Source organism: Paenibacillus sp. LS-5 (assembly GCF_056121505.1).
The window spans coordinates 202296-215539 of sequence record NZ_JBWAVA010000003.1; the positions used below are offsets into that span (position 1 = coordinate 202296).

The 13244-nt window shown below is 50.0% G+C and carries 11 protein-coding genes; 6 read left to right on the plus strand and 5 right to left on the minus strand.

The genetic code is table 11. The features are described from left to right. Positions 1 to 237 precede the first annotated feature (237 nt). On the plus strand, positions 238 to 2124 hold the full coding sequence (locus AC0MA3_RS06470; RefSeq protein ID WP_474655561.1) for a flagellar assembly protein A: 1887 nt from the start codon (positions 238 to 240) through the stop codon (positions 2122 to 2124). Positions 2125 to 2217: 93 nt separating this feature from the next. On the opposite strand, the gene AC0MA3_RS06475 is transcribed toward AC0MA3_RS06470, so the two are convergent. Then, entirely contained in the window at positions 2218 to 2820 is a 603-nt protein-coding gene (locus AC0MA3_RS06475; RefSeq protein WP_474655562.1) for a flavin reductase family protein, read from the minus strand. 15 nt (positions 2821 to 2835) lie between these two features. Beyond that, the gene (locus AC0MA3_RS06480) at positions 2836 to 3729 is read right to left on the minus strand and encodes a DMT family transporter (RefSeq protein WP_379156740.1); all 894 of its coding nucleotides are present in this window, start codon (positions 3727 to 3729) and stop codon (positions 2836 to 2838) included. A gap of 95 nt (positions 3730 to 3824) precedes the next feature. On the opposite strand from AC0MA3_RS06480, the gene AC0MA3_RS06485 reads away from it, so the two are divergent. From AC0MA3_RS06485 to AC0MA3_RS06500, 4 genes are all read left to right on the plus strand, one after another. Further along, positions 3825 to 4730, plus strand: coding sequence for a LysR family transcriptional regulator (locus tag AC0MA3_RS06485; RefSeq protein WP_474655563.1), 906 nt, complete (start codon positions 3825 to 3827; stop codon positions 4728 to 4730). Positions 4731 to 4770: 40 nt separating this feature from the next. Then, positions 4771 to 5745 (plus strand): aldo/keto reductase, encoded by a 975-nt coding sequence (locus AC0MA3_RS06490; protein ID WP_474655564.1) that lies wholly within the window; start codon positions 4771 to 4773, stop codon positions 5743 to 5745. A gap of 309 nt (positions 5746 to 6054) precedes the next feature. Beyond that, on the plus strand, positions 6055 to 6297 hold the full coding sequence (locus AC0MA3_RS06495; RefSeq protein ID WP_474655565.1) for a hypothetical protein: 243 nt from the start codon (positions 6055 to 6057) through the stop codon (positions 6295 to 6297). Positions 6298 to 6550: 253 nt separating this feature from the next. Further along, positions 6551 to 6832, plus strand: coding sequence for a hypothetical protein (locus AC0MA3_RS06500; RefSeq protein ID WP_474655566.1), 282 nt, complete (start codon positions 6551 to 6553; stop codon positions 6830 to 6832). 337 nt (positions 6833 to 7169) lie between these two features. Here AC0MA3_RS06500 and hcp read toward each other — a convergent pair whose 3' ends face one another. Further along, positions 7170 to 8822, minus strand: a complete 1653-nt coding sequence (gene hcp / locus AC0MA3_RS06505) for a hydroxylamine reductase (protein WP_474655567.1) — start codon at positions 8820 to 8822, stop codon at positions 7170 to 7172. Positions 8823 to 8963: 141 nt separating this feature from the next. Between hcp and AC0MA3_RS06510 the strand changes: the two genes are divergently transcribed. Then, entirely contained in the window at positions 8964 to 9671 is a 708-nt protein-coding gene (locus AC0MA3_RS06510; RefSeq protein WP_379156726.1) for a Crp/Fnr family transcriptional regulator, read from the plus strand. A gap of 272 nt (positions 9672 to 9943) precedes the next feature. On the opposite strand, the gene AC0MA3_RS06515 is transcribed toward AC0MA3_RS06510, so the two are convergent. Both AC0MA3_RS06515 and AC0MA3_RS06520 read right to left on the minus strand, forming a co-directional pair. Then, the gene (locus tag AC0MA3_RS06515) at positions 9944 to 10183 is read right to left on the minus strand and encodes a hypothetical protein (protein ID WP_474655568.1); all 240 of its coding nucleotides are present in this window, start codon (positions 10181 to 10183) and stop codon (positions 9944 to 9946) included. Between the two features lie 36 nt (positions 10184 to 10219). Next, positions 10220 to 13186 carry an ABC transporter substrate binding protein gene (locus AC0MA3_RS06520; RefSeq protein ID WP_474655569.1) on the minus strand — a complete coding sequence of 989 codons (2967 nt, stop codon included), beginning with the start codon at positions 13184 to 13186 and terminating at the stop codon, positions 10220 to 10222. Positions 13187 to 13244 lie beyond the last annotated feature (58 nt).

Sequence of the window (13244 nt, forward strand, 5' to 3'; positions counted from 1 at the left end):
ACAGTACCAATTATCACCATTTATGTCGATTATAGTCGACTTCCTCTATCACGTTACAGTTTGAAAATACGGAACGCAAAACCATAGGCCTGAGAGTATGCCTGCTGCTGCATTACGGTTGCCAGGACGCCAATAAAGACGCCATTTGGCCCTGCTATCCCAAGATATCGCAGCTTGACTCCATGATGTTCTTTTCTGTACAGATCCATTGATTATGCGAAAAGTGAGGTTACGAGAATGCCGCAGCTGATTATCGATCGTTCACGGAACGAGTTCATTGCTTCCATGCTTCTTGGGAAGCCTAATCTCATGGATCTTTATTCTGTGGATGCACAGACGATTGGCGGAACAGACAGAGCTAAGAATGGCGTCATCATTATCCAGAACAACCAAATCTTCATTACACCTCCTCTGTCTGGCGGCATGCCGGCTGTTATCTCTGCTGTCCACCCCGTAGTACTCAAGCTCAATGGACAACTGCTCACAGAGCCAACTCCAATCACTTCTGCAGATGATCTCACCTGGGAGATTTGCGAGAAGCCGCAATATCAGATAACCGTATCCGATGATAAGCTCAAAGTGTACTTTACGCTTTACCGTGCTGAAAGATATGCCTGGAACCTGGTCAACACTCCGGCTTCAACCAGTGTTACTGTACGTGCGGAAATGAACCGCGATTCCTTGATATCTATCTTGTCGATAGCGCAGATTATGGCAGGCTTTGAGAAAAGCTCCTTCATAGGCTCCCTCAATATCCCTGCTATTTACGAAGAATTGAATAATCCTACCTATCTTCCCGTCTGTATAGCCGAAGGCAAAGCTCCTGTTCCTGGGACAAATGCGAGGCTGGAGGTGCTGCATCAGAACAAAATAGAAAATGAATTCAAAGGTACAGGCCTTGCTGACGAGGATTACCCCCGCGGGGCATTCATTAATGTGCAAGAAGGCGAAGTATTTGCGCAGAAGCTGCCACCCCAGGAGGGACTTCCCGGCTTTAACGTGTTCGGCGGTGTCCTGCCGCCGCCGCCTCCGCAGGACCTTACATTAATAACCGGGCACTATGCAGCGCTGCTTCCGGACGGACAGATCGTTGCCCGATGTAAAGGCAGACCGCGGATTACCGGAAATGGCACATTTGTGAAAACGATTGATTTCCCCCAAACCTATGTGGTTCCGCAGAGTGATACCCCAGAAGCTGCCACCATCAGGTTTGCAGGTGATGTATTTGCAGCACATCCTCTGAACAAGCACACGGTTATTGAAGCCTTGGGGAATGTATACATATACGGTGACATTCACAACTCCAGGATTGCTGCAACAGGCAGTATATTTATCCGCGGCATGGCCGTGGATAGCGAGTTGTATGCCGGGGCCTTCGGTGCTGCACACCACCATTTGTGCCGCTTTTCCGAGCTGCTGATCCAAGAGGTCTCCAGTCTGAGAGAAGCAGCCAAGAACCTTGCTGAGACCGTCGAGTCAACGATGCAGACGGTGAACTACGGCTTAGTCGTCATGCTGCTGCTGGAGAGCAAATATCATCATCTCCCTCTTCTAATCGGAGACATGCGGGAATTTTTGTCCGGTATAAGTCCTGACTACCCGCAGGATACCAAAATTTTGAGACACATGATGGGGATTTTCCTGAAACCCGGACAGTTCTCCGATCTCATTACCGATGCAGGAATAGGCTCTTTTCTGAGTCTTCTTCATAAACTTATTGAGGGAGTCTCGCTCATGCAGGAGGAGAACGTGCGGATCGATATTTCGGGGGCACAAAACAGCATTATCAAATCCAGTGGAGCTATTTATATTCATGGTGAAGGAATAAGCCGGAGCACGCTCTGTTGCAGCGGCGATATTTATTTTGTGAAGAATGGCTCCCTGTGTTCCGACTCCACTATGGAAGCTGAGGGAACGATTACCGCGCAGAATGTCAGCGGAGAGCACCTTCCCGGATCACTCCTTGTTGCAGGCCAGCAAATCACAGCGAGCACCATTCATAATGCATCGGTAACCATAGACGGGTATTCATTGGAGATTGCCGAACCTGGCGGGGATACTACGTTTACAGCCAAGATTCTGAAACAAAAATGCAAAGAATCAGGCTCGCTTTCAACTGAATAACACAGTCCACTACATACAGCATGAATTGCCAAAAGAAATAGAGAGACCCTGCAGAGCCGCGCGGCATCCTTCAGGGTCTCTTTTCATGAATGTTCAGGATTCGAATTGTGGTCTTTCGAGCTCAAATGTGCGGCCGATGGCCGCATAGGAAGCTCCGGCAAGGCGGCTGACCGGCTTCAGCCTGGCAGCGTCAATGCGCCCACTCTGAATCAGTTCATCCTCGATATAGAAACACAGCACTTCACCGACCAACATATCGCAGTTCCCCAGCTCCACATGACGTACGAGACGGCATTCCATGGCGATCCTGCACTCCTCTATACGCGGAACCTGGATCATCTGCCCGGGTACTGACGTTAATCCAGCCAACTCCAGCTCGCTGATGCCTTCAGGTGCATTGATCGAAGTATGATTAATGGCGGCAACGTTCTCCTCGTCCACGATATGCAGAGCGAACTCTCCGTTCCCCAGAATGTTGCTTGCGGTATGCTTCATCTCTCCGGTTGCCTTGCGTACACAAGAGATCATAATCATTGGTGGCTGATCACTTACAATATTAAAAAAGCTGAATGGCGCGGCGTTCACTACGCCCTGCTCGTTCATCGAAGTGACAAAGGCAATCGGACGGGGGATAATACTGCCGATCAGAAGCTTGTAATTATCATGCGCTGTTTGTTCAGAAGCTTTGATATACACGGTACACACCTCCTGTTATTGAGTAGGACGTCTTAAGGGTCTTCGGCTTATTCTAACATTAACCAGAACAATGCTGCTGACAATAAGCAGCAGGCCAATCACCAGATTCAAGGTAATCCGCTCATGCAGCAGCACTACGCTTGAACCGATGGAGATGAGCGGGATCAGGAAGGTGAAAGAGCCCACTTTTCCAGCTTCCCCCTCCTTAATCAGGCTGAAATATACCATCCAGCCCAGAGCAATCACAAATATGGAGATAAAAAGAGTGTTCGAGATAAAAGCTGCATTCCAGGTAATATCTGCCCAGCTCTCAGTCACTGAACCTGCAGCCAGCAGAATGATGCCCCCGATCATAATCTGCATGGCGGTCATCCAGAGCATATCTACCCGCGCCGCATTGCGTTTGGTATAGACCGTAGCCAGCGCCCAGCTGAGCGCACTGGCCAATGCGAGCACAATTCCCTCGACTGAGATGCTCCCGTTGAAGCCGCCGATGCTAAGCGAGGCTACGCCGAGGAACCCCATCAGGAGACCCGCCAGCTTCAGCCCGTACATGCTCTCCCCCAGCCAGATCCAGGCGAAGATGCCGAGCAGCACCGGCTGCAGGAAGACAATGGCCGAGAACAGGCCGGAAGGCACATACTGCAGGCCAATGGTCTGGAAGCCATAATAGAAGACAATACTTAAAAAAGCCGAGATCAGATAGACGGGCCACAGCCGCTTGAATTGGAGCTTTCCCCACTTTGGAAGCGCAGCGCATATAAGAATTACACCGGCAATCACGGTGCGGATACCGGCAAACAACAGCGGCGGGGCGTAATTTAAAGCGATTTTGGAAAGAGGCCAATTGATGCCCCAGACAATGACCAGAAAGATAAGCAATGCTATGGTTTTCCTCTGCTGATGCATTTATTCACCTCTTGTTCTATTTTCAACCCAATGATACATTAAAATTAGTTATAATTGAAATGAATTATACTCATAAGGGGCATAACAAAACTGATATGAACAATACTCAAATTCGTTTGTTTGTCAGCATCGCCGAAAGCGGCAGCTTCACCAAAGCCGGATTGGAAATGAATATGACCCAGCCGGCAGTCAGCCGGGCGATCTCCGCATTGGAGACGGAGCTTGCTGTGAAGCTGCTGCTGCGGGACCGGCGCAACGGGCTGATGCTGACCGATATCGGCAAGCGTATTCTTGTTATTTTCCGGGAGATCCTGATCGGATATGACAAGGTAGAACAGGAGATTGCCGCTGAGAAGGGGCTGGAGAAGGGACTGATCCGGATCGGGGCATTTCCGGTTGCCTCGGCCCACCTGGTGCCGAAGATCATTCGCGCTATCGCGGCCAGCTACCCCGAAATTGAGATCAGGCTGTTCGAAGGAACGGTAGCCGAGGTGAAGGAATGGCTGGAAGCCCGGATCATTGATGTGGGGCTGATCATTCCGCCGGGAGATGAATTCGACTGCGTTCCGCTTTTTCGGGAGAAGCTGTATGCTGTGCTCCAGGATGACCATCCTCTCCGGCACAAGCATGTCATATGCGTGAAAGACCTGGAAGATGAGCCGATGCTGATCTGCAGATCCGGGTACGAGCCTCCGGTAGTTGATTTATTCAAGAGAGGCGGCAGCAAGCTGAATGTGAAATATGAGGTCAACAGCTACATGACTGCACTGAGTATGGTGAAGGAAGGGCTGGCTGTGGGCGTGATGTCCCAGCTTTCACTGCTCTCGCTTCCTCCGGGTGTGATTATCCGGGAGCTTGCTCCCGATGCCTACCGGGATATTCATCTCGCGGTCAACTCTCTTACAGAGGTTTCCATTGCCGTCAGATTGTTCATGGATACCGCACTGCGGCTAACCTCGGGTTCGGAGACCACTGAGACCCCTCCCATCCAGGCCGGGTAAGTATAGCTGTGCAGATCGAATGAAAAAGGAGTGAAGCAAAGTGAAATTTAACCGTTTGGGCCACAGCGGACTGCAGGTCTCTGCGCTGGGTTTGGGAACCAACTCTTTCGGCAAGCGGGCGGATCAGCAGACCTCCATAGGTATCGTTCATGCCGCGCTGGACCAAGGAATCAACTTTATTGATACTGCCAATATTTATGCGGGGTCTGAATCGGAGAGAATCATTGGACTGGCGCTTGCGGGCAGACGGCAAGATGCCGTTCTGGCTACCAAGGCGGGCCTGCCAGTGCATGGAGGACCCGGAGGAAGCGGCTCTTCACGACACCATCTGATGCAGGAGCTGGAAGGCAGCCTGCGCCGGCTGAAGACAGACTATGTGGATCTATATCAGATCCACACCTTTGATCCCTACACACCGCTGGAAGAAACCCTGCGAACACTGGATGACATGGTGTCTGCAGGCAAGGTCCGCTACATCGGCGCTTCCAATTATGCAGCCTGGGAGCTTATGAAGGCGCTTGGCATCAGCGAAGCTCGCAATCTGGTCAAGTATGTCTCCATTCAGACAAGCTATTCACTTGCCGACCGCACACCGGAGAGCGAACTGCTTCCCCTATGTCTGGATCAGGGAATTGGCATCATCCCCTATTTCCCGCTTGCCGGAGGTATTCTCACCGGAAAATATGGCGGCAGCGGTCCAGCGCCTGCCGGCTCCAGAGCGCAGACTGATCCGAACTTCAGCCGTTTCCTGACCCCCGGGCGTGTTGAGCTGGGGAACAGAGTAGGTTTAATTGCTCAGAAGCTGGACATCTCACCCACGGCACTCTCTTTAGCCTGGCTGATGAACAGACCTGCTGTCTCCAGCGTAATCGTCGGAGCTACGCGGGTAGAACAGCTGCAGCAGAACCTGCTCAGCACCAAGATATCGCTGGACGCGCAGACCCTGGACCAGCTCGAGGAAGCGAGCCATGCCTTCCGCACCGGTGAGCCGTTCGCTGTCTATCGGCTGCCGTAACTGAAGCGGCATAGGAATAATGGGCTCCCGCCTGGCCGAATAACGAGGATAGCTATACCCTTCCTTAAAAGACAGTACTACTGCAGACAATCGTTGTGTCTTCAAATCCCCAAGGTCTGAGAAATTGATAATAATCGAGTATCTGAATTGCCATCTTTGTAGACATACATTCGGCCGTGACCTTGCTGTGGCCAAAATGATCCTCGTAAATAGCAATATTGATGGGGTGTTTTAAGTCGGAGGCTAGACGTAATAGCACTTAATGAAGATGACAATGATCAGAAGAATTAAAGGAGAAGTAAAGCTAATATGTATGTGTCTTTGCCCTCAGTGTGGAAAACAGAGAACCATCAACTTCATGCTCTTGTGGAACTTACCTTTAAAAAGATTTTATTTTCAGGAAGTTCCATCGCACTCAGCGAAGGACTTTCTACTGTAAGAATAGAGGTAAAAACACTTGTGGAGCAATACGTAATGTTCTCCAGACAGCTCGAAGAGATTCTGACTGAAGTCGAGCATTACTGTTACAAATTCCGTGATTTTGTTGTTTGAGCAAGATGTAGATGGAGTAATTGTAGAGGTTAATAGACGCCAAAAAGGGAAACTGCTTAGAGAGTTCTAACAGACGGAATAAACCGGGGTGTCACAGTGTGGGTATGGCAAGAAAACAGTCTATAAATTCGAATCTATGAATAGCTACTCTCCTTCTCCATTTAATGTAAACTCGAAGCGGGGTTACTGGTCAAATTTTACATATAATACATATATGTAGTATTGTATGTAAATGTATGGAGGAGGGAGTGAAATGAATAAAAAAGGAATATCAAATTTACCATATTCAATTTATTCTGTTGTAATTGGTGTTTCTGTAGCCTTAATTTTTCTTGTGGATTACTATGCTATACAAGCTGATCAGCTTGTAGATGGTATCGGCTTTATTTCTCTTTTTTTTGTTAGTCCTATAGGATTAATTTTCGGATTAAGGGGTCTTAAGAATAAAAGAAATAAATATGTCGCACTTTTGGGGATAGGAATCAATTTGTCGGAATTATTGTTTCTGATACGTCTAATGGTGTTTTTTGTATAATTTTTCCTCTACTTTGGATTAACGTTATCGCTTAGGTGGACGCTCCGTAAACGGACCCTGGTTCCAATCGCTCTTGTGTCCAGATTTTTTTCATTTCCCTTAGCGGGTGAAAAGAAAATCCGGACACAAAGGCGACCGCTACCGCTTTTCCACAATCGTTCTGTCAGCTCCACCAGTAAAAGAAACCACTATTACTGAGGTCAAGGCTGCCCCCGTATCTAACCAGGGAGCTCCTACAAAGCGAGGAGGGTTACACCTTGGTATACGCCGAATGACTCAGCCGGAAAGTGTGTTTGGACGAGTGAAGAACAACCGAGTACCAAGAAAGGTCTCCGCGTTATACCGCAGCGATGAAGCGCTCCATATCCTCTTGTACAGTCGTAATCCCGCTAATCCCAAAGTTGTCTACCAGCACCTTGGCCACGTTCGGGGAGAGGAAGGCCGGCAGCGTCGGACCGAGGTGAATATTCTTAACACCCAGATGCAGCAGAGCCAGAAGGACAATGACCGCCTTTTGCTCGTACCAGGCAATATTATAGGCAATCGGCAGATCATTGATGTCATCCAGCCCGAATACCTCCTTCAGCTTCAGCGCAATGACGACCAGAGAATAGGAGTCGTTACATTGTCCGGCATCCAGCACGCGGGGAATGCCGCCGATTTCACCAAGCTCCAGCTTATTGTATTTGTACTTTGCGCAGCCCGCCGTCAGGATCACCGTATCTCCCGGCAGTTCAGCCGCAAAATCGGTATAGTAATTCCGGCTCTTCATCCGGCCGTCGCAGCCTGCCATCACGAAGAATTGCTTGATCGCACCGCTCTGTACCGCCTCTACTACCTGATCGGCCACATTCATTACCGCAGCATGGGCGAAGCCGCCGACGATCTCCCCAGTCTCAATTTCAGTCGGTGCTTCGCAGCTCTTAGCCTGTTCAATGACCGCAGAGAAATCCTTCACTCCGTTCTCATCAGCCGCAATATGCCGCACTCCGGGGAAGCCAGTATGGCCTGTAGTGTACAGACGGTTTATATAGCTCTCCTTAGGCGGTACAATACAGTTCGTAGTCATCAAAATCGGACCATTAAAGCTCGCAAATTCCTCTGCTTGCTTCCACCAGGCGTTGCCGTAGTTACCTACGAAATGGCTGTACTTTTTAAAAGCAGGATAATAGTGGGCAGGCAGCATCTCACTGTGTGTGTACACATCCACTCCGGTCCCTTCCGTCTGCTTCAGCAGCGCCTCCATATCCTTCAGGTCATGCCCGCTGATCAGAATCCCCGGACGGGTTCCCACACCGATGTTCACCTTGGTGATCTCCGGATTGCCGTAAGTCGATGTATTCGCCCGGTCCAGCAGCGCCATTACCGCTACACCTAGCTTCCCGCACTCCAGAACCAGTGCTGTTAACTCCTCACCGCTCAGGGAGTCATCCAGCACAGCTGCCAAACCTTTTTCCATAAAAGCCTGTGCACCGGGTTCATAATACCCCAGCACCGACGCGTGCTCCATATAGGCCGCCATCCCTTTCAGCCCATAGGTCAGCAGCTCGCGCAGGGAACGGATATCCTCATGCGCTGTGGCAAGAACACCTACCTCTTGTGCCTTCAGCATCAGTTCTTCGTCCGTACCGGCAACCCAGAGAGCTGCGTCATGACCGGAAAGGGCAACCTCTGCCCCTGCCAGCTTCAGTCTGTCTCTCCACTGGTCACGAAGCACTACACCCTCCCTGATGCTTGCGGTGAAATGCTCCGGGGTGAAATTCGCATTGGTGATCGTGGCGAACATGCTTCCGGTCATGAATTTCTCCGTAGCTGGATCGGTGATCCCAAGTTCACGGCCCCGCCGTGCAAAGATTGAAATGCCTTTGAGCGTATACAGCAGCAAATCCTGGAGATTAGCCACCTCGCTGGTTTTACCGCAGACTCCCTGAATCGTGCAGCCCGACCCCTTCGCCGCCTCCTGACATTGAAAACAGAACATTTCGCTCATTCACTTTCACTCCTTAAGGGTTATTGAAACCTTAACAGGACCTCTTCATCCCGCCTTTACAGTTACCAGTAATTGTAGTAGACTTTCGTCGAACAATCGGTAACAGATGTTACCGGATACTTGCCATTCAGGAGGAAATCTATGAACCCGAACCCTGCTGTGTTGCAGGCCTGTCTGCTGTTTCGGGGACGGTCAGTGGAGGAGATTGAAGCGCTGCTGCACAAGATGATCTACACTGTAAGCGAATATCCGAAGAAAGCCGTAATCTTGGCGGAAGGAGATACGGCCGACCGTCTGGGCATTGTGCTCTCCGGACGGGTAGAAGTTCAGAAGAACCATCCCACCGGCAGCAGTGTAACCATCGCCCATTTGACTCAAGGTCAGACTATTGGTGAAGCTGTGCTGTTCCGCAAGAACAACAGCGTTCCCGCCACGGCAACTGCCGCTGACCCCTGCACGATTATGTTTATTAGCAAGCAGGAGCTGCTGCGCATGTTCACGGCAGATACAGACATGCTGACCCGCTTCATTGAGAACCTATCCGAGCGCCTCGTGCTGGTCAACCGGAAGATTGAGAATCTGTCTGCCGGACCATTGCGGCGCCGGATTGTCGATTTCCTGCTGGAGCAGGCTGAACTGCAGTCTTCCGATCAGTTCCGGCTTCCTTTCAGCAGAAAAGAATGGGCCGAACATTTAAATACAGCACGACCTTCGCTGTCCCGTGAAATGGGGATTCTGCGTGATCAGGGCTGGATTCAGTTCAAAGGCAGGGAGATTGCTCTGCTGGACATCGTCCAGATGAAGGATTACATTCACAGCGTAGACACCGCACCCGAAGGTAGAGGCTGAAGAGGTTCTACTGAAATACAGAGGATATAAAATGAGTGGAGAACCTACGGTTTTGGAAAAATGAAAAAAGCCTAGAGTGAAGAAGAACTGCTGCGGGGTTAAAACAGGTATTCACAGGCCTGCCTTGGAAGTCGGCTGCCGGATGCTGCCGAGCCACTTGGGTTGGGAACCAGTTGTAAGAACAAGAATGTTCGTTACGGATATGTCTTTAACGGGGGAATTGGAAAAAGACCATGGATAGATTTTCAGCACACCGCAATCTGCTGGATGAATTAAAGTGGTAGCGTTCGCAACCCAAAAACAATAAGAAACGTTTCAACAACGGCATTTCTGCCGTTGTTCACGAGCAAACCAACCTCACGAGCTCCAACAACGGCATTTTTGCCGTTGTTCACGAGCAAACCGACTTCACGGGCTCCAACAACGGCATTTCTGCCGTTGTTCACGAGCAAACCGACTTCACGGGCTCCAACAACGGCATTTTTGCCGTTGTTCAAGAGCAAACTGACCATTTGCGCTGGGGACACCCCCTCAAATTCCGCTCAGTTTTAGCCGACATCTCTGGCGGCAACCCAGGCGGCAACCTCTTGTTCGGGGATCGGTCTGCTGATATAGTAGCCTTGAATTTTGTCACAGCTTGTACGCTCCAGGAAAGCCAGCTGATCTTGTGTCTCTACACCTTCGGCGGTCACGTTCAATCCCATATCATGTCCGATGGTGACAATGGAGCTGACCAGCGACATGTTGTTCGGTGAATCAATACTGTCGATAAAAGACTTATCGATCTTCAGTGTGGTAATCGGCAGCTGTTTCAGATAACTCAGTGAGGAGTAGCCTGTCCCGAAGTCGTCCAGCGCAATACCAACCCCCTTCTGCTTCAGCGATTCCAGCTTGGAGCCGATCACCTCGAAGGATTCCATAAAGATAGACTCCGTAATCTCCAGCTCCAGATACTCCGGTGCAAGTCCGGTTTCTCTGAGAATGGACAGCACCGTTTCCGTGAAGTCATCCAGCATCAGCTGGATCACTGAAATATTGACCGAGATGTGATAGCCTTCGAAGCCCTGTGCATGCAGCTCCTTGGTGAACTGGCAGGCGGTGCGCAAGACCCATTCCCCAATCGGAACAATCAGCCGGCAATCCTCAGCGATGGTGATGAATGACAGTGGGGATACGAAGCCAAGTACAGGACTGTTCCAGCGGATCAATGCCTCAAAGCCCCAAATGTCGCCTGAACCGGTATCCACAAGCGGTTGATAGTGCAGCAACAGCTCATTGTTCGCAATCGCGTTCCTTAAGTAATGCTCCACAATCATCCGTTCATCAAAATGCCGCTGCATCTCCGCACCATACAGAACATAGGTGCCTTTGCCTTCCTCCTTCGCCTTGTACATCGCGATATCGGCATTCTTCAGCAGCTCCCCGGCACTGGTCCCGTTCTCCGGATATCTGGCGATTCCCATACTGATTGAGATATGCACACTGCTGTCGTTAAGCTCAAAAGGCTCACCAAAGCCCTGAACCAGCGACTCCGCATAGTAAATCACCTCAGAATAACCGGCAATATCCTTGATCAGTATGACAAATTCATCCCCGCCAAAACGGAAATGCATACACCGTCCGTCCGACAACTCCAGCAGCCGCTTACCAGCCTTCACCAGCAGCTGATCGCCTAAAGTATGGCCCATGGTGTCGTTGATATATTTAAAGTTATCGATATCTAGAAAAAAGAGTGCGGCTTGCCCTTCCGGTTGTTCTCCAATGAAATTCTCCAGTTCTTCCGACAGTGACAGACGGTTCGGAAGCCCGCTTAAGACATCGTTATAGGCCAATAAACGGTATTTCTCTTCACTGGCCTGCAGTAGCTCCTGGTTCTCCACTGCCTTCTTATACTGCTCCATAAGTTCATCCTGCAGAGCCGTAAGCTCCTCATAAGTGGACTCCAGCTCCTGATAACTCATTTGCAGCTTGCTCTCATAACCCTTCCGGTCTGTAATATCGACCATCGATCCCGCAAAACGGACATACCCGCCGGCTGCATTCCGCAGCACCTTGCCCCGGGCCTGAAACCATTTATACTCCCCTGATTTGCTCCGCATCCGGTATTCCGCATAATAATAGGAAGAACGCCCCTCCAGATGCTGCGATCGTGCCTTCTCCTGCTGCGCCGCGTCCTCGGGATGGATAATATCCCGCCATCCCCCATGGCTCTCATTAATCTCATCTCGTTCATAGCCCAGCAGTTCGTACCAGCTGTCCGAGAAATAATAGATCATCGTGGACATATCCACGTCCCAGATCACCGCATCCGAGCCATAGGCAGCGAGACTGAAGCGCTCATTGCTTTTTTCCAGATTGCATCGGATCCGTTTCACCAGCTGGACATAGAACAACAAGATCAGGATAAAGGCTACCAATATGGTAAAAGCCGCGATGATGCTTAGGACCAGCGTTTTATACGTTTCATAGAAGGAAAAGGGCTTATTGATAATCTCGCTGCCCTCTGGCAGCTTATTTATGGAAACACCAAAATGCTGAAGCTGGTTATAGTCAAACACATTCCGCTTAGTGCCATCCTTAACGATCGGCAGTTCGTCGGCACGTTCACCTTGAAGAATGCGCAGTGCCAGGCTCGCGGAAGTCCGGCCCTGAATTTTGCCGCTGATCAGGCTTCCGCCAAAAGCTCCATGGTTCAGTCCAAAATCATATAGATGGTATACCGGAACGCTGCTGCTGCTTGCTAGCTCGCTGGCGAACCTGTTCAATTCGATAATTCTACCGGTAGAATCACTAAAAAAAGTAGTCATCAGCACCATACTGTCTGAAGAAAGGGTGGAGACCTTTTGCTTAATCTGTTCAAAGGAAAACCGGTTCATAGGAATGATCTCTAGACCCCGATTGAGCGAGGCAATCTGATCCATAACCATTTGGCCCGTGGACAGCCCGCTTTCAGAGTTGTCAAATACAACATATACCTTACGGATTAGGGGATTAATATGCAGCGCCATTTGTATCGTTTGGGTAGGGCTGATCTGTTCGATTACACCGGTCAGGTTATGCTTGTCCGGTATGCTGGCCACCCCCCGTTCATTGACACCACTGAATATAATCGGCGCATTATGCAGGAGCTCCTGCCGGTATTTCAAAGCAAAGCTAAGTGCGGCGTCATCTGTGGTAATGATGGCATCGATAGGGGTATTCTGGTATTTTAACTTGATTGTATTGTACAGGTTCTGTAGATTTTCCTTACTCGGGTATCTTTTCCAGTCCATATACTCCGTATAGATCAAAGGCACATTGCTTGCACCTTTCAGAGTCTCTTCAATACCCGCGCTCTGCTCATCCGTCCATTCAAAACCTTTCTGATAGGAGTGAAGCACCAGCACATTCTTCGGAGGGGCATCCTCGGCCCTGGCAATAAATGATGGATACAGAAACACCCACAGCATGACACACAGAATCAAAGGCACAAGCCAGCCCTGCAAACCCTTGCGATGTAATCTCCCTACGCCCATTAGTATTACCCCCATGCATCTGTCGCAAAGTCTTCGTCTTACTCCAAAACAGGTCTCC

Excerpts from the sequence above, each read along its gene's own strand:
- AC0MA3_RS06470 (WP_474655561.1), top strand. The coding sequence starts at position 238 with ATGCCGCAGCTGATTATCGATCGTTCACGGAACGAGTTCATTGCTTCC.
- AC0MA3_RS06480 (WP_379156740.1), bottom strand. The coding sequence starts at position 3,729 with ATGCATCAGCAGAGGAAAACCATAGCATTGCTTATCTTTCTGGTCATT.
- AC0MA3_RS06485 (WP_474655563.1), top strand. The coding sequence starts at position 3,825 with ATGAACAATACTCAAATTCGTTTGTTTGTCAGCATCGCCGAAAGCGGC.
- AC0MA3_RS06495 (WP_474655565.1), top strand. The coding sequence starts at position 6,055 with ATGTATGTGTCTTTGCCCTCAGTGTGGAAAACAGAGAACCATCAACTT.
- AC0MA3_RS06500 (WP_474655566.1), top strand. The coding sequence starts at position 6,551 with ATGAATAAAAAAGGAATATCAAATTTACCATATTCAATTTATTCTGTT.
- hcp (WP_474655567.1), bottom strand. The coding sequence starts at position 8,822 with ATGAGCGAAATGTTCTGTTTTCAATGTCAGGAGGCGGCGAAGGGGTCG.
- AC0MA3_RS06510 (WP_379156726.1), top strand. The coding sequence starts at position 8,964 with ATGAACCCGAACCCTGCTGTGTTGCAGGCCTGTCTGCTGTTTCGGGGA.
- AC0MA3_RS06515 (WP_474655568.1), bottom strand. The coding sequence starts at position 10,183 with ATGGTCAGTTTGCTCTTGAACAACGGCAAAAATGCCGTTGTTGGAGCC.
- AC0MA3_RS06520 (WP_474655569.1), bottom strand. The coding sequence starts at position 13,186 with ATGGGCGTAGGGAGATTACATCGCAAGGGTTTGCAGGGCTGGCTTGTG.